Source organism: Pseudomonas sp. GW821-FHT07G06, from assembly GCF_058986625.1.
Map to the genome: position 1 here is coordinate 112,966 of NZ_JBYSVW010000007.1, position 26,307 is coordinate 139,272.

Consider the following 26,307-nt stretch of genomic DNA (forward strand, 5'->3'; position numbering starts at 1 on the left):
CAATAGCTTCTCCCTGTCCGTACCGTAAAGGGCCGGCTAACAGTCCTTTCCTTTATAGCAAGTGCATAGGTATGACCTAAATCTTTGGCCAGTTACTTCGGCCACAAAATTTACCTTAAATACAAGTGTTTTAATAGGCCAGCATAACAACCCATCTGATACTATTTTTTTTCGCTCACCTGAGCCTTTTTCGTCAACCAGCATTCTATAAAGTGCAAGCCCGATGTTCTTTAAAACAACAAAAAAGAAGCCAACTTATTTTGGCGCTTGGGCACACTGACGCGCTCAAGAATCCAGACCATCCCAGGATAAACAATAGAACCATGCTTTATCAGAAAGAAATGGGATAAATAACTATTCATTTGATTTGGAGATGGTGCCGTGCGAAAGCTTGGCTTGGGTTTCCTGGTAACGGGCGTTGTAGGGCAACTATCAGCATTATTATGGACGTACACATCCATAGGACCACTTTGTGAAAACAATGTCGACAATTCATACATCCAGAAAAACGTGACAAAGCTAAAACAGCTCATCGATGACACCGCTAATGAAGTTGTAACAAACCTCACTACGAAATATTCCGACGGGCTCACGCCCCTTGCGGAAAACGAATCCCCCATACCCGACTCAACGGAGGCTCACGCCGCACAGTTTTTGATCGAAAATCCAGACGAATCGCCAGTTTTTTCGCTGCCTTCACTGCCCACACAAGCACGCAATTGGACAATTATCCTTAGCGGCCTGATTGCTTCTACCGGCCTGCTTCTGGTGCTCTTCGCCCGCAAAAAAACCTCTGATCCGCAATGGCACGTCTTTCGCTCCGTGCCTGGGTCGCTAATCACGCTGGAAAGCCCGTGCTTAACGTGTGGTAGCTATATTCTCCACGCTAAAAAAGAAGCTTCAATCACGCCTTCATCCGGCTTGTGGGTGATCGAAATAGCGTTGAACACACCCAGCCGTCATCGCGCCACAAATGCCATTAAGCAACTGGAATTACCGGTAGCGCGTAAAGAAAACAACTTTGTCGTCATCGGCCCGTATAGACAAAAACAAGACGCAGCTCGAGTCGTGAAAGAGTTGAGTGAAAGTCATGGCGTTCGAGGATGGATGATGGCAGGAAATTGACATAGTCCGATTTAGCGCTGGGCCGACCTCGTACAACCCGCCACATTTTTCATGCCACAAGAGAATATTCATGATCGCAAAAGAATTCAGAGCCGAACTCGCCCTGAAGAAATTCCTGGACGCCAACTTATGGCTCCAGCTTGAACTCAGCGAGTTGAACTACAGCCTCGCTGAAAGTTGCGGGCTGTCGCCCAAAGAATATCGCCATAAATTCCTGCAAGAAGCATTTGAAACAGAAGCAGACGCTCATGACTGTGATTGTTGGGACTTCACTCTCCAATGGGTAGCCAACACTAATGAAGAGCTTGAGTTGATGCGTGAAGAACGCATGAAAGAGATTTATGAGTTTCTGGACGATTAGTCCACCCTATAACTTTCGTAGCCTATACACGCCTCCAATGCTGTAGATAAACGACTAACTTCACCGACGGGAGTATTGCCCAATACCCCCGCCCTTCTCTCGATTCAAACCGTCGGATAACAATCCACTACACGCCGATACTGGCTGGGTGAAGCTCCGATGTGCTGACGGAAAAACCGTGTGAAATGACCTTGCTCGGAGAACCCGAGGTTCTCCGACAACAGGCCCAATGTTCCACTGCGCTCACGCTCAAGCCAGGCAAAAGCCCGGCGCATGCGCGCGTCGTTAAGCAGCAGGGTCGGCGTCATGCCGGTATCTTTCTTGAACAGCGCAAAAAAGTGCGCCCGCGACAGACCACAAGCCCGTGCGGCGTTGTCGATCGGGTTCGGATCATCGAGGTGCTCAAGCAACCAGGCGGTGCCACGGCGCACGCGTGCGTCCCGGAACTCACCTGAGTTCGGCGCACCCAGTAGCGACAAATGCCGCCAGCTGGAAAAGTCCTCGATCAGCTCGATCAGGAAATCAAACAGCATGAATTCCATGCGCTCTTTCGGAACAATCCCGCAGCCATGCGCTTCGGCGACCAAGATGTCAGCCAAGGTGCGATTACGACTCGACAGCTCGATGCACGACTGGGCAAAAAAGTCCGGCCGACCGCTGAGCGCCAGCGACTGCTGGGCAGTGGCCAGCCAGGCGGGCTCGATGTAGAGCGCCAGGATCAGGGTGGCACCGGCATCCGGCTGCGGATCGTAGAAATGCGGCTCCCAGGCGTTGACCAGCACCGCCGTGCGATCGCTGAGCGGTACCCGCCGACCGTTAACGTTGAAGTAAGTGTCTTCGCCAGACACTTTGACCAGCACATGGCATTCGGAATGGGTGTGGGTGACCAGCGAACGATCCATATTCAGCAAGGCGACCCGTCCAAACCTGCCGTGGAAAACCCGTTGGGCAATGGACATCAGATTTCTCCGCTCGCATGAAGCGATATCGTTATCGACCTCAATGCATATCATCGGGGCGTCTATCTATTTCTCAACACCGGCGATCGCTCTATGGTTCAGCAAACCACTATCGCGCGCGAATGACCGAGCGTCTACCTCGACTTTCGCAGCCCCCACACTCGTCGGAAAAACCGTCTTACAAGGCATGACGCTCTTTCCCGTGATACACGCGCAGGATATCGGCCACCACCGCCAGGGCGATTTCCGCCGGGGCTTTGCTGCCCAGGTCGAGGCCGATGGGCATGTGCAAACGGGCAATCTGTTCATCCGTGAGACCACCGATGCGCTTGAGCCGCTCGGCGCGTTTGTCCGAGGTTGCCAGGGACCCCATGGCGCCGATGTAAAACGCCGGCGTGTGCACCGCTTCCATCAGTGCCAGATCGTCGATTCGCGGATCGTGAGTCAGCGCCACTACCGCGGTCGCCGCGTGGCAACCTCCGGCGGCAATGAACATTGAGGGCAGCACACGTTGCATCTCCACGCCTTCAAGATGTACATGCAGCATCTCTTCCCGGGGGTCGCAGGCGATAACTTCGCAGCCGATGGCTCGGGCGAAACTGGCGCAAACTTCAGCGACCGGCGAGAGCCCTGCCAGAATCAGGCGTAATGCCGGGCCAACGCTGATGCGCACCCTTTCGTAGTCGACTTGTACCCGTTCGCTGCCGTGGCCCGCGTCCGGATCCAGGCGCAAGGCACCGTTGCTCAGCTCGATATGGCGCTGCAGACGTCGCTGACCGAGTAACGCCGCTTGCAGACTCTCCAGGTGTGCGATCCATTCAAGGCTGGCAGCGCGGTGTTCGACCAGCACTATCAGCACGCCACCACAGGGCAACCTCAGGCGGTGGCGTTGCTCGACGCTGTCGCCATAACTGACGATCTGTGCCGGTTCGCGTAATTCACCGCGCGCCAGACTTTCGAGAAACTCCTCTTCGACGCAGCCACCCGACAGCGAGCCGACGTGTTCGCCCGAGCCGTTGGTCACCAGCATCGCACCCGGCGCACGCGGCGCCGAGCCATAGGTGGAGAGCACCGTGCACAACCACTGTGCCTGCCCGGCGCGAGCCCATTGCAGTGCCTGGTCGATCACCTGAACATCGAGATGACGCATGTTTTCTGTACCTCAAGCAAAGCGTGGTGCTGCATGCAGGGTTACGTTTACGGTAACCTGCGAGCAACCTTGTTCAATCGTTGATTCAACATGTCGCCACAACAATTTTTGCAACTTGGGTCGCTGCGCCTGGAATATCGCCAAATCCCTGCGGCTGACCCATCGCGACCGACGCTTGTGCTGCTGCACGAAGGCCTCGGAAGCGCCGATCAATGGAAAGACTTTCCCCAGCGCCTGGCCCAGGCCAGCGGTTACGGTGTAGTCACTTACAGCCGTCAGGGTTATGGGCAATCGAGCCCGGTAACCCTGCCGCGTCCGCTGAACTACCTGAGCAGCGACGGGCCTCGTGAACTGCGGCAACTGCTCGATGCCTTGCAACTGCCGCAAGTGGTCTTGCTCGGTCACAGTGACGGCGCATCCATCGTCCTGGCCTATGCCGCCGCCAACGATCCGCGCGTGTTGGGCAGCATTGCATTGGCGCCTCACGTGATTGTCGAGACCGAGAGCCTCGTTGGCATTCGCCATACCACTGAGGCTTGGCATCAGGGCGAACTGCGCGAACGCCTGGCGCGCCACCATGGGAGCAATGTCGACGGTGCTTTTCACGGCTGGAGCGACAGTTGGTTGCACGCGGACTTTTCCCTGGACGATCTCGAAACGCAGTTGGCTTATATCGAAAAACCGCTGCTGGTCATCCAGGGTCGCGAAGACCACTACGCGACGCCCGAGCAACTGGCAGTCATCCAGCGACAGGTGCCTGGACCGTGCCGCTGTGTGTTGCTGGATAACTGTCGGCACTTTCCCCAGACCGAAGCGCCCGAGCAGACCTTGCAGCTGATCTGCGAATTCCTGGAGCACCTCCCCGCGTTTATTTGAAATTGCCTTGGGTTTCTGGAATTACCACACTGCCAATCAGGTAGATCACAGACAGACCGACGGCAAAAAACGCCAGTACCATGGGGATCTGCGCGGGGCTGCTGCTGACCAGAGACACAAAGGTCGGCATGGTTCCGCCGAGGGCGAAACCGATGTTCCAGGATAATCCGGTGCCGCTGGCTCGCAGCTCGGTGGCAAAGCGTTCGTTGAGGAAGATCAGGATAGGCGCGATGATCGCTCCGCCCATGAAGCCTATGCCCATGCAATACAGCGCAGTGCGGGTCAGCGAACCCGGCTCGGCGACCCCATGGAACATCATGGGCAGGCCCACCAGGTTGATCACACCCAGCAGCATGAAGGTCTTCTTGCGACCGATCAGGTCACTCAGGTAACCGAAGGCCAGTGCGCCGACAATGGTTGCCACCGACCCATACATGAGCAGCTGCGAAGTCTGCGTATGAGGCACTTTGGCGACCACGTTGAGCAATGTCGGCAGATAACCGCAGGCCAGGTAATAGGTGGCACCGCCGCCGAAGGTAATCAGCAGATTGACCAGCATCACGGCGCGGTACTCACGACCGAACAGACGCTTGAGTGGCGACACGACCACGACCGTCGGCCCCTTGGTTTTGCGGGCCTGTTGCAGTTGCCGCCAGACCGGGCTTTCATCCAGGTAACGGAACATCACCAGACCGAAAAATGTGCTGAGCAGGCCGCAGAAGAACATGAAGCGCCAGCCCCAGACGTCGAATTCGCCCCCCGGAAAGATCTCCGACAACACCAGATAAGTGAATGACGCCAACAGCGCGCCCATGCCGGCACCGGCGCCACCGATCAACCCGGACATCAAGCCGCGATAGCGCGGCGAGATGGATTCGGTGCCGATGGTGTGAGTGGAAGCGACGATGCCGCCAACGAAAATGCCCTGAATCACCCGCAATACCAAAAACAGTATCGGGGCCAACACCCCGACCTGGTGAATGGTTGGCAACACGCCAAACAGTGCCGTGGAAATACCGACGCCGACCATCGATACCATCAGCGCACGCTTGCGACCGTGTTTGTCGGCATACGCGCCAAAGATCGCCGAGCCCAGCGGACGTACCAGCAAGGCCACGGCGAACGAGGCGTACACGGCGGCCAGCGACAGTGTCGGGGTGTCCGAGGGGAAGAACAGGCGGCCGATGATCGGCGCCACATAGAGCAGAATGAACAGGTCGAACAAATCCAGCGCCCAGCCGAATGTCGAGGCAAATGCCGCGAGCAAAGCCTTGCCCGGTGGAATCTGCGGCGTATCGATAGCGGCGCTGGTGGGTGATGCAGTTATTGTTGTTGTCGTAGTCATGGTTGCCTCACACAAGCGGTGAATCAAAAGGAGCGGCAGGCCCTGCTCCGTAAGGCGTACGCCGTTACCAACATACTCCCGGGCCTGTTCGCCGGTACGATCTACTCGCCGATAAATACGGCCTCACGCTTGCTGTGAAACGCTTCGACGCCTTCCTTGAAGTCCTTGGAACTGCGCAGACGGCTGTAGCAGTGACCTTCCATTTCGATCGCGACGGTCAGCGGCGCGTCTTCGTTGTCGTTGATCAGTTTTTTCGCCGTGCGCTGAGCCAGCGGCGAGAAGCGCCGCAGTTCATCGACCAACGCATCGACGGTGCTTTCCAGTTCGGTATCCGGCACGACCTCGGTCGCGATACCCCAGGCGTAGGCCTGGTCGCCGGTAATGCGTTTGGCGCGCATCACCATGTGCTTGGTGCGGGTGATGCCGATGATTTTCTGCAAGCGCGCGGAGCCACCCGAGCCCGGGATCTGACCCAGGTTCTGCTCAGGCAAGGCGTAGCGAGTGGTTTGCGAAGCAATACGGAAATCGCAGGCCAGGGACAGTTCGAAACCGACGCCGAAGGTGTAACCACGGTTGGCGACGATCACCGGTTTTTCGCAACGTGCCGGTGCCGCGACGTTCCAGGCCAGCTTCGAAACGTGCTCGGGCGAGGCTTCGAGGAAACCCTTGATGTCGCCGCCGCTGGAGAAGTGTTCACCCACCGAGCGCAGCACGATGACGCGCACGTCTTTGTGTGCATTGAGGGCTTCGAAGACCAGGCGCAATTGATCGCGCTGCCCCATGGAAATGACGTTCAATGGCGCCCGGTTGAGGATGATGTCGGCGCGCTCGCGGGACACATCGACTTCAACCTGGAAGCCATCGAACTGAGTGTCGAGAAATTGCTGGATCGCTTGTTGTTGCATGAGAGTGTCCTCTGGATGATTAGCTGATGGCCTTCAAGGCCTGTTCCTGAAATTGGGCCAGCAGCACGCGCCGCAGCACCTTGCCCACTGGAGACTTGGGAATCTGATCGATGAACTGGTAACGCCGTGGCCGCTTGAATTTGGCCAGGCCCGAAGCGATGCAATGGGCATCGAGGTCTCCTTCCGAGACCTCGGCGCGCGGCTTGATAAACGCGGCAATGATCTTGCCCCACTGCTCGTCGGGCAGACCGACCACCACCACTTCTTCCACTGCCGGGTGCAGAGAGAGCATGTTTTCGATTTCCGCCGGGCTGACGTTTTCGCCGCCGGTGATGATCAAGTCATCGACACGCCCCGTGACGAACAGATCGCCCTCCAGATCGAAGTAGCCGATGTCACCGGTGAAATACCATCCGTCACGTAATGCCTTGGCGGTCGCTTCGGGGCGGTTCAGGTAGCCTTCGAACGCCTCGTCACTCGCCAGGTCGGCGATGATCTGGCCCTCCTCCAATGGGTTGACCTGCACATCCGCCGTTTCAGCATCGATCGGCACCACGCGCACGCGCTGGTTCATTGCACTGCGCCCTGACGAACCGGGTTTGCGGTTGGCTTGCTGGTCGATGGTGAAGGTGTAGATCTCCGAGCTGCCGTAATGATTGACGAACAATTGCGGCTGGAACGCCTGCTCGACACGACGCATCAAGCCGTCGCTCATCGGCGCACCGGCAAAGCCGATTTTCTCCACACTGGCAACTCGCTCGCGAGCAAAGGCCGGGTGTTCGATGAGCATGTGGTAGAGCGTCGGCACCAGGTAAAGGTTGCTGACTTTTTCCCGCTCGATGGCCTGCAGCGTGGCTTCCACGTCGAACTTCGGCACACAGACGAAATGTCCGTCGATCAACGCCATGGACAGCAACGAACGCACGCCCATGGTGTGGTAAAGCGGCATGACACCCAGCGTGCACTCGCTCTGGCGGTAGAGGTTTTGCGCCACGTGGGCAACCGCCGCGGCGCGTTCGCAACGGTGCCGACGGGGCACGCCCTTGGGCTTGCTGGTGGTTCCGGAGGTGTAAAGCAGCAGTGAATAGTCTTCGGCGTCGGCCTGCAAAATGATGCCGGAGGGGGTCTGCGAACACAGTTCCTCGAAACTCAGGTCGGTGTTGGCGGCACGAAGTCCGGCGGCGATCCGAGGCAGCCTTGTGGCGGCGCTGCAACCGGCCACGGCGGTCACGGTAGCGTCGTCGTAAGCCACTGCCCGGATTTGCGCATCTTCGATGCAGTAACCCAGTTCATCGGCCGTCGAACGCCAGTTCAACGGGGTCATGACGATGCCCGTAAACTGACAGGCCCAATGCAAGGTTGCCATCTGCCAGCGGTTTTGCATTGCTACCAGCAGTCGATCACCGCGTTGCAGCCCAAGGCATTGCATGCCCCAAGCGGCGCTCTGGATATCGACGAACCAGTCTTCATAGGTTTTCTTCAACGCACCGTCACTGACCGCCACGGCGTGCGGCCGGCGTTCAACAGCAGCGAGGAAACTGCGTCCGAGATCGAACATTATTGTTATACCCCTTTGTTCGTTTGGCGCTGGGCAGCGACTTCGAGCACGGCCTGGACGATGCCGGTGTAGCCCGTGCAGCGACATAGATGCCCCGAAAGCATGTCGCGTACCTGGGTCTCGTCCGGGTTGGGTACCCGTTCCAGGAAATCCACGCAGGACATGAGAATGCCCGCAGTGCAAAAGCCGCACTGCAAGGCGTGATGACGGCGAAAGGCTTGTTGCAGGTCGCTCAGAGTGTCGTCGTCGGCCAGGGACTCGACGGTCTCGATACGCCGCTCGTGTCCCTGTACTGCGAGCATCAGGCAGGAACGCATGGCGACTCCGTCCACCAGCACCGTGCAGGCACCGCAGACACCGTGTTCGCATCCGACATGGACACCGGTGGCACCGAGGTCGTGGCGCAGGAAGTCGCAGAGTTGGGTCCGCGGTTCGGCTAGCGCTTCGCGGGAGCGGCCATTGAGTTCCAGGCGAATCGGAAAGGTTTGGTCGGCAGTTACACGCATGTTCAGACTCCTTCGATCAGCTGATGACCCAGCTCGCGAATCAGTTGGCGGCGATAGGCAGCGCTGGCCTGCACGTCGTCTTGAGCGTCGAGCGACCAGGCGGTTTGATTGAGCGCGTCCGGCAGCGCCGCACCACGTGGCAGGCTGCGACGTTGCGGACGGTCGGCGACCCCGCCGATGCCGAGTTCGACCTGGTCCGCGCCGATGGCCGCGGCCAGGGAGACAATTGCAAAGTCGCCGTGGCGCATGGCGATTTCACGGAAGCGATAGGTGATGCCTTCGCGCTTGAGCGGAAAACGCACCTCGACGACCAGTTCATCTGCACGCTTGTCGGTGGTGAGAATGCCTTGGAAGAAGTCGGCAGCCTTGACGATGCGCTTGCCTTTTTTCGACTCGAGAACGATCTCGCCGCCCAGCGTCACCAGGCACAGCGGCAACTCGGCGCTGGGGTCGGCGTGAGCCACCGAACCGCAGACGGTGCCGCGATTACGCGTCTGGAAGTGACCGATCCATGGCATCGCCTGTGCCAACAAAGGCACCTCGTCCATCAGGGTCGAACGCGCCAGCAACTGCGCCTGGCGTACCCCGGCACCTACCGCCAGGCAATCCTTGCGCAGTTCGATATAGGCGAGCTCAGCCACATGATTGATATCGATCAGCAACTTGGGTTGAGCCAGGCGCATGTTCAGCACCGCCATCAGTGATTGGCCACCGGCGATGATTCGAGCTTCCTGGCCGTACTCGGCGAGCAACTCAACCACCTGACGACGGGTGTCAGCCCGAACGTAATCGAAAGCAGCCGGTTTCATTGCGCACCTCCCTTGCCAAACAGCGCGCCAAGCGAAGCCCGCAGCCGCGCCCACCAGCCGGTGGAGATGGCTTGGCCGCTGACCCGTTGTGACAGGCGAGTAAAGATTTGTCCGATGATCACTTTCGAGGCCCCTTGCAACATTCGGCCGCCGACCGCGGCGACTTTGCCGCTGACCGCCACCTGGTATTGGTATTCCAGACGTGTGTGGCCATTTTCCAGTTCGACGAAACGAACCTTGGCGTGACCCTGGGCCGAACCCATCGAGCTGCTGCCGGAACCGGACAGACGCAATGAATGCGGCGGGTCCAGATCACTCAGGGCAACCTTGGCCTCGAAGCGCGCACGGATCATGCCGACGCCGACGGTGACGTCTGCGCGGTAACGGTTTTCGCCTTCAAGCACGAGGTCGTGGCAACCGGGAATGATTGCCGCCAGCGTCTGTGGGTCGAGCAAGGTATCGAAGACCTGTTGCGGCGCAGCAGGAATCACCACCGAGTCGTTGGCCCGCAGTGCCGGTCCACCGGCAGCTGCCGCGTCCAGGTTTTCATCGGGCTCCATACCGGCGGGCCGTGGCGGCTCGTCGATCCCGATGAGCGTGCGTACTTTCGATGGCGTCAGTGGCAGACGGATGTCCGAGCGGCCAAGGGCGTCGGCCACCGCGTTGGCGATGCACACCGGCGTGCTCATATTGTTGCCCTCGCCCACACCCTTGGCGCCCAGTGGGGTGAATGGCGATGGCGTTTCCATGTGCAGGATCACCGGTTCGATCACTTCCGGTGCGGTCGGCACCAGATAATCGGCGAAGGTCCCGGAGAGGAAACTGCCGTCCTCGCCATAGGCGAACTCTTCCATCAGCGCCGCGCCGAGGCCTTGGGTGAAGCCACCACGAATCTGGCCATCGACCAGCGCCGGGTTGAGCAGGCGGCCGGCGTCATGGCAGGTGACGTAGCGATCAATGTGGATCTCGCCGGTCATGCGGTCGATTTCCAGACCACAGATGTCGAAGACAAAGCCGTAGCACAGCGAGCTGTTGACCTGATCCTGGTCGTCCGGGGCCACCAATTGCGGCGGGCTCCAGAAGGCGGTTTCGCGCAGTCCGCCACTTTCACCTTCCGGCAGCAAGCCCGGCGACCAGTGGGTCGCACCAGCAATCCGATGGAATTGCGCCACCGCCCCACCATTGACGACAAAAATTTTGCCGCCCGCGAAGCGAATATCTTCGGGACTGGCCTGCAGCTGCTCGGCGGCAATCGCGGCGAGGCGATCGCGGATCTTCAGCGCGGCCTTATAGACGGCACCGGCTACAGCACCGGCGAAGCGGCTCGAATAGTTGCCCGAGGCAATCGACCAGGCGTCCTTCTGGGTATCGAGCTCGACGTTGACCACGATGGATTCCAGCGCAACCCCAAGCACTTCGGCGACGACCTGGGCCACGGTGGTTTGGTGGCCCTGCCCTTGCGGGGCCGAGGACACGTGCACACTGACGTCCCCCAACGGGCCGACGTTAATGGTTGCCGTTGCGACAGCGCCGTTTTTTGGACCGGCCTTACGCCGCTCTTCGGGTGTCATCGCGGTGGTGATGTAACCCATGTTGGAAATCGAGGGTTCGATGACGGCGGCATACCCAATGCCATAGATTCGGCCTTCGGCACGCGCCCGATCACGACGTTTGAGCAACTCGTCGAGACCGCCATCAGCCACCGCCAAGGCAATGCCTGCCTGGTAATTGCCGGAATCGAGCAACGCACCCGCGGCCGCTTGGTAAGGAAAGGCATCGGCGGGCACCAGGTTGCGGCGGATCACGTCCAACGGATCAAGCTTCAACTGCACGGCGATGTGTTGCAGCAGCCGCTCCAGGGCGAAATACACTTGCGGGCCACCGAAACCACGGTTCAGGCCGGAGGGGGTCTTGTTGGTCAGCACCACCCGGTTGCGCACTTGTACATTGCGGATTGCGTAGGCACCCGTCAGATTCCCGTGCATGCGGTAGAAAGTTGCCGGCTCGGGCGCTCTCAGGTAGGCACCACAATCATCGATCTGGTCATAACGCAACGCGGTGATGCGACCATCGGCTTCTACCGCCGCTTCAATTTCGGTCACCCGATTGGTCGCCGAAGAAGCCCCCTGAAGATGTTCCAGACGGTCCTCGACCCACTTCACCGGTGCACCGACCTTGCGTGACGCCAGGCCCATCATCACCACGTAAGGGAACACGCCTTGCTTGATGCCAAAGCTGCCGCCGGAATCTTTCGGTGTGCGCAAACGCAATCGGTTGCCGGGCACATTCAGTGCACGGGCCATGACCGTGTGTAACGCATAGGGGCCCTGGAAATTGGCAAGCACGTCATAAATGCCAGTGGCGCGCTCGTACTGAGCCAGCACCACATAGCATTCGATGGGTGTGCAGGAACTGCGCGGAAACTTCACTTTGAGCGAGACCTTGTGCGGCGCCTGCTCGAACGCCTGCTCCGGTTTGCCATAACGAAAGTGCCGTTCGTTGACCACGTTGCTGCCGACTGCTTCGTGCAGGATCGGCGCCTGTTCGGCGGTGGCCAGTTCAGGATCGATGATCGGTGGCAGCGGCTCGTATTCAACGCGCACACCTTCGATGGCGTCTTCGGCCAGATAGCGGCTCTCAGCGATCACCACGGCCACCGGCTCTCCGACGTAACGCACCTTGTCGACGGCAACGCACCAGTGCTCCATCGGCTGACGCACACCCACCGGGAACGGTAGCGCCCAGCGTTTGACGTCTTCGCCGACCAGTACGCCGTGCACGCCTTTCATCAGCAGCGCTTTGGAAAAGTCCACCGAGGTGATCCGCGCATGAGCGTGGGGTGAACGGATGATCGCCGCGTGTAGCGTACCCGGCGGGATCGCAGCGTCATCGGCATAGCAGCCAAGGCCGCGCAACAATGCGGCGTCCTCGACACGGGTCTGACGGGCGCCGATGTGGCCGGTCTGGCTTTCGGTAGCAGGTTGGAAACTAGTCATTTTTCGCGGCTCTTGTTGTTTTGCAGCGCGATAGCGTTAGAGCCGAGTGTGTGAGAAAGGCGCAGGGAGCGCCTTGCCTGGGGAGAGGGAGTTCTGCGCTGGGGTCTGAAAATTTGCCTTAGCGTCTGAATTTCAGGTCTGGGACCCGACACAATTGCCGGTCAGGGAGAGGGAAACGGGATGGCTCAGGAACGCTTCGATTTCTGCAAAGGGCATCGGTTTGGCAAAGTAATACCCCTGAAAAATATCGCAGCGACTGACCTCCAGAAAATCCACCTGGGCAGCCGTTTCCACGCCTTCGGCGACCACCGTCAGGCTGAGGTGATGGGCCATGGAAATGATGCCTTGGGTGATCGCTGCATCGTGATGGTCGGTGGCGCTTTCCTGGATGAACGAGCGGTCAATCTTGATCTTGTCGATGGGCAAACGCTTGAGATAGCTGAGGCTGGAAAAACCGGTGCCGAAATCATCGAGAGCAATGCGCACCCCCAACGCCTTGAGCCGGTGCAACGTGTCGATCGCCTGTTCAGCGTTATACAGCAGAAGCGACTCGGTAATCTCCAGCTCCAGCTGCTCACCCAGCAGACCATGTTTGTCCAGGGTAGCCTGAATACACTGGACGAAATGGCCACGCTGAAAATGCATCGGCGAAATATTCACGGCCATTGAGATGCCGGTGATGCCCTGCTCGCCTAGCTGGCGCAACTGCGCGCAAGCCGTATCAAGAACCCAAAGGCTTAGCGGGATGATCTGACCACTGTCCTCTGCCACTGGCACAAACACCGCCGGAGAGATGAATCCTTTTTCCGGATGCTCCCAGCGCAGCAACGCTTCGATCCCGACCACCCGCCCCGTGCGCGCGTCTATCTGCGGTTGATAATGCAGCTGTAACGATTGAGTTTCGATAGCCTTTTGCAGGTCATTGCGCAGGCTCGCGTGCTCACAAACGCGCTGATTAAGATCGCTGGTGTACCACTGAAAGTTGTTGCGCCCTTGCTGCTTGGCTTTGTACATGGCCATGTCAGCCTGCTGGATCAGCTGCATCGGCTGCTCGATGTGACCATCGCTCAGGGTGATGCCGATACTGGCACTCACGTGCAAGTCAATGCCCTGGACACAGTAGGGTCTGGCAATGCTGGCCATCAAGCGCTCGGCCACCGGTACAACGTCCTCATCACGAAGCAGGTCAGGCAACAGCACGATAAATTCGTCACCGCCCATGCGCACGATGGTATCCCCGGGACGAACCTGCTGGGTCATACGCTGCGCCACCTCGATCAGCACCTGATCGCCGAAGTAGTGCCCGGTCGAATCGTTGATGGATTTGAATCCATCCAGATCTATGCACATCACCGCCAGACGACGCTTACGCCGACGACTGATGTGACAATCCAGAACAAGCCGGTCTTCAAGCGAGACACGGTTGAGCAAACCGGTCAGACGGTCATGGCTGGCGTTGAAGCTCAATTGGCGCTCGAAATGCTTTTGCTCGCTGATGTCCCGGGCAATGCCAAATACCCCGACGATCTCTCCGTTGACCATGATCGGCAGGTTAGAGATGTCCATGGTCAACAGCTTTTCACTCTCGTCGCGAACCCGCGCCTCGAAGCGCTGAGGCTCTCCGGCGCGGGCTGCGGAAAAATGCTGACTGACCCGTTGCAGGTCTTCTTCAAGCACCAGATGGGAAAAGTGATGACCAATGAAATCGGTTGCGGTGTGCGGTTTCAGCTTCAGGCCTGCTGGGTTCACACTCTGGATGTTGCCAGCCAGATCAAGGGCGAACACCGGGTTGGGGTTGTAGGTGAACAACGACCGAAAACGTTGCTCGCTTTCCTCCAGTCGTTGGCCGTCACGCTCATGGCGGATCGCGATGACTGCCAGTTGGGCTGCGCAGGCCAGTCGTTGAATCTGCGCCTCGTCCGGTGCATGGACGCGGTTCTGGTATAGGGCAAATGTACCCAACACGTTTCCTTGATGGGAGAGCAAAGGCACCGACCAGCAGGAACGCAGGTTATGCCCCAGCGCCAGGTCGCGAAAACGCTCCCAGTTGGGGTCCCGGGCGATGTCTTCGGTGACCACCAGTTCGCGCCGGAACGCTGCGGTGCCACAGGTTCCTTCCTCTGGTCCAATGGTCATACCATGAACCGCCTTGCTGTATTCGATCGGCAGGCCGGGCGCCGCGCCGCTCAGCAAGCGTTTACCCTCGGCATCGGTAAGCAGAATCGAGCAGAAGGTTTCGGGGGACTGTGCGTCGAGCATCTCGCAGATGGCGCAGAGTATTTCGCCCAGATGATGGTCGGTCGCGATCATGCCGAGGATGTCACGTTGCGACTCGGGCAATGCCTTGCTGTGGAAGCCAGGACGAGTATTCATGGTGGTTCCTGAAGACTCTCGAGGTCATCCGGTCATCAGAGAGCCCGAAATAGTGGGCGGCCGATCACTGTCCACTAGTGCGTCGGACGCGCACTCTATAGAGCACCGACCAACAAAAAAAAGGTTCAGATCCAACATAAAAAACCGTATCAGATTGCCGCCGTTTAGCTGACTTCGATTTCTCGACTCGCTCGACCTAGGAGCACCCTCTGGTCAAATCGATTATGTCTTTTCCAGCGTACGTCGCCACAGTCCCCCTAATGCCGTCCTCGGTCAGATTCTTCAATACTGAATCACTTAAAGTTTTGTAGCGCTCGCAGAGCGCTTGTTTCAGGTCAACTCCGGCTCGGATTGATCGGCAGCAATCGGCCCAGAGTGTGTAAAAACGCTTCGCCAAAATTGAAGTGCGTGCGTCTACATGAAATTTGAAATTTATCGGCACGTCAGCAGATGTGAGATTGAAATCTTTAACCGACTTTTTCAACAAAATCGGTCGGTAGCGGCCGGCTGTGAAGTGCCATTTTCGACTCAGGCGGAGCACGCGTACCAACCTTGCGATCGTGACCAGAACAAGGTCGCCCTTGTGCGATCAGTCGACTGACTGTGGCGCGCGCCTGAGCGCCTCAGCCATGAAAGGAGCTGTCTGGCTTGTTGGCGCGACCGCTACCTGCCGGGGCGTGCCGACCGCTACTATCCGGCCGCCCGCCTCTCCCGCGCCAGGCCCGACGTCGATCACCCAGTCGGCCTGGGCCACCGCGCGCATGTCGTGCTCGATCATCACCACGGTATTGCCAGCATCGATCAGGCGCTGCAGTTGTACCAGCAAGCGGTCGACATCCGACGCGTGCAGGCCGGTAGTCGGCTCGTCGAGCACATACAGGCTGCGACCTCGCTGGCTTCGCTGAAGCTCCGTGGCGAGCTTGATGCGTTGCGCTTCGCCCCCCGACAACTCCGTGGCGGGCTGCCCAAGGCGCAGATAACCCAGCCCGATGTCCCGCAGTAGCTGCAACGGCCGCGCGATGGCGTCCTGGCTCGCAAAGAAGTCCTGGGCTTCTTCCACCGTCATGTTCAGCACATCGGCGATGTTGCTTCCATTCCAGCGCACGGCGAGCGTGGCCTCGTTATAGCGCGCACCATGGCACGTGGGACAGGGTGCGTAGACGCTGGGCATGAACAGCAGCTCAACGCTGACGAAACCCTCACCTTCGCACGTCTCGCAGCGCCCCTTCGACACGTTGAAGGAAAATCGCCCGGCGTCGAAGCGACGACGGCGCGCGTCCGGCGTAGCGGCAAACAGTTTTCGCACGTGATCGAACAGACCGGTGTAGGTGGCCAGGTTGGAACGTGGCGTACGGCCAATCGGCTTCTGGTCGACCTGGACCAGGCGCTGGACCACCTCCACATCGCCTGCGAGGTGGCCACCGGTGACTTCGATCATCGCCGGCCCTTCGCTGCTGGCGTTTTCAGCCGCATCGTCCTCGGGCTCGTGCCCCAGGTGCAACAGCAACAGTTCCGGCAAGGCCTGAGCGGCCAGGCTGGACTTTCCCGAACCCGAGATGCCGGTCACCGCCGTCAGCACGCCGAGCGGGATGTTGGCATCCACGCCGTGCAGGTTGTGCCGCCGAATACCTCGCAACTCCAGCCAGCCGGCGGGTTCGCGCCCACGGCTAGCCGGCGCAGGGATTTCATCGAACAGATAACGTGCGGTGCGCGACTCGGCAATCTTACGCAGCCCTTGCGGCACACCGCTGTAAAGCACATGGCCGCCCCGCTCTCCCGCATCCGGCCCCACATCCACCAGCCATTGCGCGCGGCGCATCAAGTCGAGGTCGTGTTCCACCACGAACACCGAATTGCCGGCATCGCGCAGCTTGTCCAGCGCGTCGTACAGCGACTGGCTGTCTGAGGGGTGCAGGCCTGCTGAGGGTTCGTCGAGCACATACACCACGCCAAACAGCATGGAGCTCAGTTGCGTGGCCAAGCGCAAGCGTTGCAGCTCGCCAGCCGATAGCGTCGGGGTGGCCCGATCCAGGGTGAGGTAACCCAGGCCCAATCCGCGCAGCTGGCGCAGTCGCGCCATCACACCCCCGACCAGGCGCTGTGCGGCAAGGCGCTTCTCCTCCGAGAGCGCCGAGGTCCGGCGCACGTCAGGCGATGCGGCATGCACCGCACGACCGTGCGCGGCACGTTCGGATCGATCACGACGGGTCGCGGACAGGTCGGAGCCCTCCCCGGCGGCGTGCGCGCGAAAATCGCCCTGGGCTATGGGCTCAAGCAGTGCAGCCAGGTGGTCCAGCGGCATTTGCATGAACTCGCCAATGTCCAACCCGGCAAAGGTGACCGACAGCGCCTCGGCCTTGAGCCGCTTGCCGTGGCAGGTCGGACATGGCTTGCCTTCCATGTAGCGCGACACGCGCTTTCTCATCAATGCGCTCTGGGTATTGGCAAAGGTGTGCAGCACATAGCGTCGCGCGCCGGTGAAGGTCCCCATGTAGCTGGGATCAAGCTTGCGCTTGAGTGCGTCACGGGTTTGGCCAGGTGTGAAGCCCGCATAGACCGGTACCGTGGGCGTCTCCTCGGTGAACAGGATCCAGTCACGGTCTTTTCTGGACAGATCCTTCCAGGGGCGGTCGACGTCGTAGCCCATGGTGACCAGGATGTCGCGCAGGTTCTGACCATGCCAGGCCGGTGGCCAGGCGGCGATGGCCCGATCACGTATGCTCAGCGACGGATCGGGTACCATGCTCGCCTCCGTCACCTCGTACACGTGGCCCAGGCCATGACACGCCGGACAGGCCCCTTGCGGCGTGTTTGGCGAAAAGTCCTCCGCATACAACATCGGTTGATGGGCGGGATACGCGCCGGCACGCGAGTACATCATGCGTATGAAACTGGACAGCGTGGTCACACTGCCTACGGAAGAGCGCGCATTGCTCGCCCCGCGCTGTTGCTGCAATGCGACCGCTGGCGGCAGGCCGTCGATCGCATCGACATCCGGAACGCCCGCCTGGTCGATCAATCGCCGCGCATAGGGGGCAACCGACTCGAAGTAGCGCCGCTGCGCCTCGGCATAGATCGTGCCGAAGGCAAGCGAGGACTTGCCGGAACCCGACACACCGGAAAACACCACGAGCGCATTGCGTGGAATGGCGACATCGACGTCTTTGAGATTGTTTTCCCGCGCGCCGCGCACTTCCACCAGGCCGCTGGCCGCAGTGGTGCAGGAGGATTCACCGAATGAAGGGTTTGGCATGGGTTCCCGTCCTGCTGTGCGTGATGGCAACGTGCTGATGATCCGGGTGGGTCGAACGCTCATGTTGCCGGAGTTCAGTGTTTAAAGTTCGCCGCCCGCGTTGAATCCCCTGCTCTGCCCCGGGAACCTTTCGCCTGTCGCTGTCAATCCAGCGACCGAACATTTGCTGCAGATCTGCCAGGCGCTGGTGGATTCGTTGCTGGAAGATGTTGAAAGCCGAAGTCAGGCTCGGAGCCCGATAGAGCCGGAACGGTTCCAGTAAAGCGTTTAATGGAGTTTGCGGCCGCAGTTGCGGCCTTTCGAGCTTGTATGGACCTGCCTCAATTGACGACATATCTGCTTTCAACTCTTCGCGGACGTTCGCGAATCGCTGCTTCTGCAATAGGCTAGCTAGTCGACAAGCTCGACGTAACTAGACTCGCCCCCCCCCCGTCGCACCGGATAGCCATCCCCAAACAAAGTGAAGCGTCGTGCGCCCATGATGGTCTTGGCCAATCTCGCCGCGCGACCAGCCAGCAAGGATCTCGTCCTCAGTGGTAAGGCAGTGATAAAGAAGCTCGATAGTGTTGCTGCCCGTCACCCGCCCCACTTGACTGCCCATGCGGATCCGGCCGCCGTGGTAAGTGCCGGTGATGGCCCCGCCGTCGACGAGATGATGAAATACCGTTCCGTTACCCGATAGCCCTTGGGTGTTGTTGGCGACGATGAATCGACGGTTGTTCAACCGTTCGTGAATTTCGGAACTTTCCATAAGCCACTTGCCCTCACCTGGAAATCCATTTCAGAAGCGCACAGCCTATACGTAGATGGTTGGGGCTTCCATCTGAACGGCCGCTAGCCAAAAGCAGTCGTTCAAGACTGTGTACAAAAAAATGTGACGGCTCACTTCATATATATAAAACGCAACTGTTTAACATTTAGGCTGCCGGTGCCCTGCCACAGCCAACTGCTGAACATCTGGCTGTGATCGCCCGGCGATATCGGGGTCAGCGCTTTGATGGGTTTCGGTGCAGCGTTCGGCTCCATATCCAACCAAAGGGCATCGGGCAATTCGGCTTGCACACTGGTGTGGATACAGGCGTCAGCAGGATCGCCAGCCCCCTCCACGGCTTTATCCCAGTTGGCATCGCTAAACGTCCAAACTCAGCCGCGCCCCTGATGCTGCAAAGTGGCGGCAGGGAAATTGGTTGGAGCGCCTTGTTGGACTTGCTTAGCCGGGTAGCTTGGCCGCAAGGACGTCAACCTTCTCAATTGATGGCGGTGTGGCAAACAGCTCGGCAGCCTTGGCCATAAGCGCCGCTGCGACCTTGCCCGAAAGATGAGCCTGCCGGCCTGCTTCATCCGGGAAAGCGTCAAAGATGCCAAAGGTGGACGGCCCCAAGCGGATGGCGAACCAAGCCGTAGTGGCCGGCTCATCCTCCACTATTGGAAGGCCACCCAAGAGAAAGCTCTCTACCTCTTTCTCTTTCCCGGATTTGGCTTCCAGACGAACGAACAACGCTACCTTGACCATTACGTGCCTCCTGTTGTTACGCCTACGCCATCATGCGCCATTCTTTCCAGTAAGCCCAACGCGATATTCACCGATTTGCCGGCCAGCTCCAGCGTGGCGGGATGAGGGGTAGCGTCGAGTCATTTTCGCAGTCGTGAGAAAAAGGCGAAAAGCGGTCAGTGACAATATTTGTAAAGGCTACCGTGACAACCGTTCAGCTTCCCGAAGACCGATCTCGACTATTCGTTAAGTGCAGCACCATCTCTGCACGAGGCGCATCCTTGATTGCAGCTCCGTGCAGTTCTGCATTGGGGTCAGGTTCTCCGTATTGGGTGTTGATCCATGCGAATGAACTTCCAGTCTCTCCCGACGCGATACCTTCAGCCTCAACCAAGGCGTCCCATATCAACCTCCATTCTGTCGAGCTGCCCATGGTACGACGGCGGATCGTGTTCGCTCGCGGCGTCTGGTGGAACAATCCTGGCTGGATCGTTTTCGCCAGGCCATGCCGGTTGCGGCTGGTCATGTTCTCGACATCGGCTGTGGCTGTGCCGAACCCATGGCTGGTTACTTGATCGGCGCGGGACACGCTGTGACTGGCATTGATTCGTCCATGGCGATGATCGCCTTGTGTCGGCAACGTTTTGCGCAGCACGATTGGCATGTGGCCGACATGCGCCAATTGGCGCTTGAACAGCGTTTCGTTGGCATTCTGGCGTGGGACAGTTTCTTTCACCTGACGCCTGAGGATCAGCGTCGAATGTTCCCGATTTTCCAGGCCCATGCCCAACCTGGTGCCGCTCTGATGTTTACCAGCGGAACGGCCCATGGCATTGCGTTGGGCAGCTTCGAAGGTGAAACGCTTTATCATGCCAGCCTGGACCACGATGAATATTTCGCGCTGCTCAATGCCCATGGTTTTAGCGTCGTTGAGCAAACAACGGAAGATCCGGCTTGTGGTGGGCATACGATCTGGTTGGCTGTTTTCGGTTAGAAACGTCCCTTTGCCCTGCTCGTTTATATAAGTAATTCCTATAACTAAACTAAACAACCATTTAGTTGAGTTATATACTTTACCAACGCAGAAACGAGCACCCTACTGCTAGCTGAGTGGTGTTCTTCAAGCGCTACCCCCCCCTAAAAGGTGGTGTTTCCATCGCTGTGATGGCCAACAATTGGGAACTGTCCGGCTTGGTGCTTACATCAAGTCGAAACAAAAGCGTCGATATATCAAGCTCGGTACCAGCCTGTTGATTGTCAGCGACTTACAGTTTTCGTAGGTGCAGGTTCCATTTTGGCGGTGCGGGCGGTCACCCTCCTCGGCTAAATGGTCTGCCCCTACTTTTTATTTGCCAGACAGGGCTGGCTGGCCGCTTGGTCGTTCAGGCCTGACACTGCACTGCAATAAGAAAAAACGCCGCCATCGTGAGATAAGCGGCGTTTTTTTTGCAGCCTCGCTCAGGCCTCGAATCGGCTGAACGAAGCGCGCTGGTCAAAGGGCGTGTAACGTGCCTGCCGATCGCGCGTGACCTTGATCATGGCGACCTCAGGGTCCCGGGAAAAAAACAACCGGCCGCCGCTGGCCACCAGGTGGTCGAGCAGGCGCTCCTTCTCGCCGACTACGCACTCTGGGTTGCGGTCGTAGGCGCTGGTGATATCCAGGTCAAGCCAATGGATGCCCGGGATCAGGTCGCCGGCATACACCACCGGGCCGCCCGGCATGGCGATTTCAGGCACCAGATGTCCCGGTGTATAGCCATCACAGACATGCAACTGCCAGCCATCGCCGAGCTGGTCACAGCGGCCGCCATTGACCAGCACCAGGCGGCCACTGTCCTCGAGGCGGTGAATGATCGGCGAGACGAACTGGCCTCTGTCACGCGGATGCGGGTGCCGGGCGCGCTGCCAATGGCGTTCACCGACGATGTAGTGCGCATGTGGAAACAGCAGGCGCGGCATCTCCCCTTCCCTGACCAGGCCTGCCAGTTCAGTTGATAGCTGCGCATGCAGATGAGGCAGCACGACCGCATCGATATCACCTTCGCCAAGCCCGAGTTTGGCCAGGGTGTCCAGCAACCCCGGAGCACGCGGCTGACAACGGCAGGTTCGTGGGGGTGGAGCCAGAAGCGCCTCGGCGCCGGCGACTATCAGGATATTTTTGCCCGCCTGCTGCACCAGCAGGCCGCGCGTGGCGAGGTCCACCAGGTTGTCCTGATCGGGCTTGATCCAGTTTGCCCAGCGCAGACGCGGCGTATTGCCAAAGACAATGCCACCGTCAAGTTTGGTGTTTCTACCGACCAAGGTGGAAATGCTGCGGTTCACAATGCTTACCTCTTCAGACTGGCCATGGACGTGTTATCGCCTGCAGCTTGAACCAGTGCCGTGAACTGCCACCCACCCCCAATGAGTGGGGTTGGGCGTTTTGTCCGAACGCTATCATCGATCCGTACTGAACTTTCAATGGAGAGCGCTATGCAGACGAAACAAGGGCCGCTGTCGGGCCTTAAGGTTCTTGAAATCGCGGGGCTTGGGCCTGGACCCTTTTGTGGAATGCTGCTTGCCGATCTTGGCGCTGATGTGGTGCTGGTGGAGCGTGGCGCACAGACTGCTGACGAAATCGACATGGGCGCAGGTGCTATCTATAAGCGCGGCAAACGCTCCGTCGGGGTTGATCTCAAAAGCCCGGAAGGCATCCAGACCGTACTGAGCCTGGTAGAAAGCTGTGACGCCCTGATCGAAGGCATGCGTCCCGGCGTGATGGAACGCCTGGGCCTCGGACCGGATGTTTGCCTGGCGCGCAATCCGCGTCTGGTCTACGGCCGCATGACCGGTTGGGGTCAGGATGGTCCGCTGGCCCATGCCGCCGGGCATGACATGAACTACATCGCGCTGGCCGGTGCGCTGTGGTATGCCGGCCAGCCCGGGCAGGCACCGATTGCACCGCCAAGTCTGGTGGGTGACGTTGGCGGTGGTGCGCTCTACCTGGCCATCGGTTTGCTCGCCGGCGTCATGAACGCTCGCACTACCGGCAAGGGCCAGGTCATCGATGCCGCGATCGTCGATGGCTGCGCCCACATGCAGAATTTGCTGCTGAGCGCCAAGGCCGGTGGTCAATTGCCCAACGAGCGCGGGCAAAGCGGGCTCGATGGCCCGCACTGGTACAACACTTACCTTTGCGCCGACGGTAAGTATGTGTCCGTGGGGTCTTTGGAACCGCGTTTCTATGCTCTGCTGCGGGAGAAGCTTGGCCTGGGCGACGACCCGGAAACCGCCAACGGCTACAACCCGAAAACCTGGCCGCAGCTGCGGGAGAAATTCGCTTCGATTTTCGCCCGGCGTACCCGCGAGCAATGGTGTGAAATCCTCGAGGGGACTGACGCCTGCTTCGCCCCGGTACTGAACCTGGATGAGGCAGCGGACCACCCTCACCTTCAGGCTCGCAAGGTATTCGACCGCGAAAGCGGGATGCTCCAGGCCAACCCGGCACCCCGCTTCAGCGGTACGCCGGCTGGCAGGCCGGGCCCGCTGCCTGTGCGTGGCGAGCACACTGAGCAAGTGCTGCGCGACTGGCTCTGAGGCAACGCCACAACGACAATGCCCGTATCGCAGGATACGGGCATTGTCGTTTATGGGCGGTTCGTTGTTTTAGCGAATATGCTGACGAAACTCGCGCGGGCTGAGCCCGGTCCAGCGACGGAAAGCCCGGGTAAACGAACTGGCCTCGGTGTAGCCCAGCCCCGAGGCGATATCGTTGATGCTGCGAGACGAGTTCTCCATGTACTCCAGCGCCTTGGCAATGCGGATTTCCTCGACCAGCGTGTTGAACTCCAGGTCCTGTTCCTGCAGACGGCGTTGCAACGTCCTCGCACTGAAGCCCAGTTGCTTGGCGATCGCGTCGAGGCCGACGTGGCCTGCTCGCAGATTGCCGGCAATGGTCTGACTGATGCGTGCCGTCAGTTCGGTGTCCGCCAGGCGCTTCTTGCGCTGTTCTTCCAGAAACGGCTGCAATGCCTGGAAGAGGCGTTCATCGGCCGTGACCAAAGGCTCTTCGAGCATTGCGCCGGGCCAGATCATCACATTGATGGATTGGCCGAACCGCAATGGACATTGGAACGCCTGCTGGTGGAGGCTGATGTCGGCGGGCTGTGGATGGGCGAAATCGACCCGCAGCGGGGCGAACTTGTTATTCGTGACTTTGCACAGCGTGGCGTACAGCCCGGCCATCGCAAACTCGGCATCCTGTCGGCGCCGCGTAATACTCGGGTCGGTCAGTTGGTAGTGGACTTCCACCCGTCCACCGCGCAAGTACCAGGTCACCTCATTGGCGTGGGCATGTACCACCAGGTAGCGGCTGATGAAATTGAGCATGGCGCGGACATCCCTGGCACTGCGTGCAGCGTGCCCGAAGGCGCCCAGATAGCTTCCCGAAGTCGGCGGACTCAGCTGTCCCAGCCCCATGCGCAACCCCAGGCAGGGGTCGACATGTTCGGCCGTCGTCTCCAGAAGCTGAACGTAACTGCTCAGTGGCAGCTCGCTGTCTGCGCGATCGACGACATCCGGACTCAAGCCAACGGACTCCAGGTAGGGCCTGAAGATCTCGCTATGTCGTTGCAGCAGCGTCTCGCTGAACACCGTGTAGTTGCCATGAGACATGATGGGCCTCTTGCTCGGATCGCCTTGAAACACGAGCCATTACACTCCAAACATCGCCACCTCTCTACCCCTAAAAAAAGGGGGGCATGGGAACGCGTGCCCCTGATCAACGCGCACACCTGTAGGAGCTGCCGAAGGCTGCGATCTTTTGATCCATCTGTTGATTTGGCTTCCAGATTCACTGTGGCGATATGGGGGCTACTGTCAGGCCGCCATCGCTGGCAAGCCAGCTCCCACAGGAATTGGGGATATTTGCAGTGTCGGGGCGGCTATCCATCGCAGCCTTCGGCAGCGCCTGCAAGCTGGCGTCAGATGTCAGATTGCCTGGCGCCGTTAGGCGATTCTTGGCGAGACCTCTCTGTCACCGTGGTGCGCTAAACGCCCGAGGGCGATGACAACAATAATAGAGGTAGGACTATGACGGAGCGTGAAGTGAACACCCAGTGTGGCGTCAGTCGGCGCAGGTTTTTGCGCGATGCCGGGGTCGTCAGTGCTGCTGGCGCGGTGGTGGCTGTGGGGGCGGCGCACATCGATGGCGTGCAGGCACAGGAAAACAACCAGGGCTGCAAGAGCGCTGGCTGCGATTACGACGTGGTGGTCATTGGCGGTGGTTTCGCCGGGGTGACCGCTGCCCGCGACAGCAGCAAGCACGGCTACAAGACGCTGCTGCTGGAGGCGCGCAATCGCCTCGGTGGCCGTACGTTCAGCAGCGAATTCGCCGGCCACAAGATCGAGCTGGGCGGCACCTGGATCCACTGGACCCAACCCTTTGTCTGGGGTGAGGTCGAGCGTTACGGCCTCCAACTCAAGGAAACCCCCGAGCACCACGTACCGGGCAAGGACACCTTGTCGGTGATCCACGAGGGCAAACGCATCGAACTCGCGGGCAAGGACTTGATGAGCGCCGTCGAAGGGATCTACGCCTACTTCGCCGAGGCTCGCAAGCTGTGGGAGCGCCCCTACGACGCCAAATACACCTGGAATCAGCTCAGCGCCGTGGACGCGATGAGCGCGACCGACCGTTATGCGCAGCTCTCGCTCACGCCGCTGCAACGCACCGTGGTGGACGCGTACATCGCAGGCATTTCGCACACCACCAGCGACAAAGCGTCCTATGCCGACGTGCTGCGTTGGTGGTCGCTGCCAGGCTGGGAGCTGTCGCAGTTCAGTGATTCCCTCGGTCGCTACACCTTCAAGAACGGCACCATCAGCCTGATCAACGCAATGATCGCGGACGGCCAACCCGAAGTGCGCCTGTCGACGCCGGTCGCCAAAGTTGAAGACAAGGGCGATCGGGTGCTGATTACCACCCAACAGGGCGACACCCTCGTGGCCGGCGCGGTGATCGTCGCGGTGCCGATGAACGTGCTGCCGCGCATCGCATTCTCCCCTGCCCTGGACCCGGCTCTGGTAGCAGCCGCCAAGGAAACCCATACCGGCAGCGGGATGAAGGTGTTCGTGCGGACCAAGGGCAAGCTGCCTGTGGAAGGCAAATACCTCGGCATCGCCGACTCGCACCAGCCGCTCAGCCTGGTGACCACCTATGCCAAGGCCGACGACCACACCATTTTCGCCTGCTTCGGCAGCGACCCGGACAAGCTCGACGTCCAGGACCGCGACGCCGTGCAGCAGGTCTTCGAAAGCTTCTTCCCCGGCATCGAAGTCACGGAATGCTACAGCTACGAGTGGACGCTCGACCCTTATTCGCGCGGTACCTACTGCAGCTACAAACCCAACTGGCTGGGCAAATACTACGACCATTTCCAGCAGGATCGCGGTCGGGTGATCTTCGGTCAGGGCGACCATGGCGAAGGCTGGCGCGGCTTCATCGACGGTGCGATCAGTGCCGGTGGCAAGGCCGCCAAGCGCACACAGACGTTGCTGGGCTGACGCATCACATCCTGAGTGCCGAGCGTTGGACGAATCGTCTTGCAGGTAAGGCAAGG

At 59.5% G+C, this 26,307-nt stretch carries 19 protein-coding genes and 2 pseudogenes; 6 read left to right on the forward strand and 15 right to left on the reverse strand.

All coding sequences use genetic code 11. The features are described 5' to 3' along the window. Nucleotides 1-381 precede the first annotated feature (381 nt). On the forward strand, nt 382-1,125 hold the full coding sequence (locus AC3WJW_RS13890; RefSeq protein ID WP_493726381.1) for an SPOR domain-containing protein: 744 nt from the start codon (nt 382-384) through the stop codon (nt 1,123-1,125). 70 nt (nt 1,126-1,195) lie between these two features. After that, nucleotides 1,196-1,486 carry a DUF6388 family protein gene (locus AC3WJW_RS13895; protein ID WP_493726382.1) on the forward strand — a complete coding sequence of 97 codons (291 nt, stop codon included), beginning with the start codon at nt 1,196-1,198 and terminating at the stop codon, nt 1,484-1,486. A gap of 104 nt (nt 1,487-1,590) precedes the next feature. On the opposite strand, the gene AC3WJW_RS13900 is transcribed toward AC3WJW_RS13895, so the two are convergent. Together AC3WJW_RS13900 and AC3WJW_RS13905 are read right to left on the reverse strand one after the other, a co-directional pair. Further along, nucleotides 1,591-2,445: a helix-turn-helix transcriptional regulator gene (locus AC3WJW_RS13900; RefSeq protein WP_008060989.1), complete on the reverse strand. Its 855-nt coding sequence runs from the start codon at nt 2,443-2,445 to the stop codon at nt 1,591-1,593. Between the two features lie 178 nt (nt 2,446-2,623). Continuing rightward, complete coding sequence (locus AC3WJW_RS13905) at nt 2,624-3,595, reverse strand: XdhC family protein (protein ID WP_116579518.1); 972 nt, start codon at nt 3,593-3,595, stop codon at nt 2,624-2,626. Between the two features lie 90 nt (nt 3,596-3,685). Here AC3WJW_RS13905 and AC3WJW_RS13910 point away from each other — a divergent pair, with 90 nt between their 5' ends. Further along, nucleotides 3,686-4,471, forward strand: a complete 786-nt coding sequence (locus AC3WJW_RS13910) for an alpha/beta fold hydrolase (protein ID WP_116579519.1) — start codon at nt 3,686-3,688, stop codon at nt 4,469-4,471. Here the strand turns inward: AC3WJW_RS13910 and AC3WJW_RS13915 are convergent. The 11 genes and pseudogenes from AC3WJW_RS13915 to AC3WJW_RS13965 all read right to left on the reverse strand — a co-directional run. Continuing rightward, nucleotides 4,464-5,816, reverse strand: coding sequence for an MFS transporter (locus AC3WJW_RS13915; RefSeq protein ID WP_116579520.1), 1,353 nt, complete (start codon nt 5,814-5,816; stop codon nt 4,464-4,466). The two genes, AC3WJW_RS13910 and AC3WJW_RS13915, sit on opposite strands and share 8 nt — an antisense overlap. A gap of 101 nt (nt 5,817-5,917) precedes the next feature. Continuing rightward, the gene (locus AC3WJW_RS13920; RefSeq protein WP_493726383.1) at nt 5,918-6,721 is read right to left on the reverse strand and encodes an enoyl-CoA hydratase/isomerase family protein; all 804 of its coding nucleotides are present in this window, start codon (nt 6,719-6,721) and stop codon (nt 5,918-5,920) included. 19 nt (nt 6,722-6,740) lie between these two features. Then, on the reverse strand, nt 6,741-8,279 hold the full coding sequence (locus tag AC3WJW_RS13925) for an AMP-binding protein (protein ID WP_008060979.1): 1,539 nt from the start codon (nt 8,277-8,279) through the stop codon (nt 6,741-6,743). A 5-nt stretch (nt 8,280-8,284) separates the two neighbouring features. Then, nucleotides 8,285-8,785 carry a (2Fe-2S)-binding protein gene (locus tag AC3WJW_RS13930; RefSeq protein ID WP_008060977.1) on the reverse strand — a complete coding sequence of 167 codons (501 nt, stop codon included), beginning with the start codon at nt 8,783-8,785 and terminating at the stop codon, nt 8,285-8,287. Between the two features lie 2 nt (nt 8,786-8,787). Continuing rightward, complete coding sequence (locus AC3WJW_RS13935; RefSeq protein ID WP_133839520.1) at nt 8,788-9,594, reverse strand: FAD binding domain-containing protein; 807 nt, start codon at nt 9,592-9,594, stop codon at nt 8,788-8,790. After that, nucleotides 9,591-12,590 carry a xanthine dehydrogenase family protein molybdopterin-binding subunit gene (locus AC3WJW_RS13940; protein ID WP_493726384.1) on the reverse strand — a complete coding sequence of 1,000 codons (3,000 nt, stop codon included), beginning with the start codon at nt 12,588-12,590 and terminating at the stop codon, nt 9,591-9,593. Before AC3WJW_RS13940 ends, AC3WJW_RS13935 begins: the two co-directional genes overlap by 4 nt. A 132-nt stretch (nt 12,591-12,722) precedes the next feature. Then, nucleotides 12,723-14,963 (reverse strand): putative bifunctional diguanylate cyclase/phosphodiesterase, encoded by a 2,241-nt coding sequence (locus AC3WJW_RS13945; protein ID WP_493726385.1) that lies wholly within the window; start codon nt 14,961-14,963, stop codon nt 12,723-12,725. 589 nt (nt 14,964-15,552) lie between these two features. Then, nucleotides 15,553-18,216, reverse strand: coding sequence for an excinuclease ABC subunit UvrA (locus AC3WJW_RS13950; protein ID WP_102674092.1), 2,664 nt, complete (start codon nt 18,214-18,216; stop codon nt 15,553-15,555). Between the two features lie 390 nt (nt 18,217-18,606). Continuing rightward, nucleotides 18,607-18,967: pseudogene (locus AC3WJW_RS13955) on the reverse strand (avidin-fold protein). Between the two features lie 459 nt (nt 18,968-19,426). Continuing rightward, on the reverse strand, nt 19,427-19,729 hold the full coding sequence (locus AC3WJW_RS13960) for a putative quinol monooxygenase (protein WP_095966138.1): 303 nt from the start codon (nt 19,727-19,729) through the stop codon (nt 19,427-19,429). Between the two features lie 232 nt (nt 19,730-19,961). Next, a pseudogene (locus AC3WJW_RS13965) lies at nt 19,962-20,102 on the reverse strand (FAD-binding oxidoreductase); the annotation flags it as partial. A gap of 111 nt (nt 20,103-20,213) precedes the next feature. On the opposite strand from AC3WJW_RS13965, the gene AC3WJW_RS13970 reads away from it, so the two are divergent. Next, nucleotides 20,214-20,702 carry a class I SAM-dependent methyltransferase gene (locus AC3WJW_RS13970; protein ID WP_493726386.1) on the forward strand — a complete coding sequence of 163 codons (489 nt, stop codon included), beginning with the start codon at nt 20,214-20,216 and terminating at the stop codon, nt 20,700-20,702. A gap of 464 nt (nt 20,703-21,166) precedes the next feature. Here the strand turns inward: AC3WJW_RS13970 and AC3WJW_RS13975 are convergent, their stop codons facing one another. Continuing rightward, entirely contained in the window at nt 21,167-22,030 is an 864-nt protein-coding gene (locus AC3WJW_RS13975) for an MBL fold metallo-hydrolase (protein WP_493726387.1), read from the reverse strand. 150 nt (nt 22,031-22,180) lie between these two features. Here AC3WJW_RS13975 and AC3WJW_RS13980 point away from each other — a divergent pair, with 150 nt between their 5' ends. Further along, nucleotides 22,181-23,284, forward strand: coding sequence for a CaiB/BaiF CoA transferase family protein (locus tag AC3WJW_RS13980; RefSeq protein WP_493726388.1), 1,104 nt, complete (start codon nt 22,181-22,183; stop codon nt 23,282-23,284). 69 nt (nt 23,285-23,353) lie between these two features. On the opposite strand, the gene AC3WJW_RS13985 is transcribed toward AC3WJW_RS13980, so the two are convergent. After that, nucleotides 23,354-24,361 (reverse strand): AraC family transcriptional regulator, encoded by a 1,008-nt coding sequence (locus AC3WJW_RS13985; protein WP_493726389.1) that lies wholly within the window; start codon nt 24,359-24,361, stop codon nt 23,354-23,356. 432 nt (nt 24,362-24,793) lie between these two features. On the opposite strand from AC3WJW_RS13985, the gene AC3WJW_RS13990 reads away from it, so the two are divergent. Then, nucleotides 24,794-26,251 (forward strand): flavin monoamine oxidase family protein, encoded by a 1,458-nt coding sequence (locus tag AC3WJW_RS13990; protein WP_493726390.1) that lies wholly within the window; start codon nt 24,794-24,796, stop codon nt 26,249-26,251. Nucleotides 26,252-26,307 lie beyond the last annotated feature (56 nt).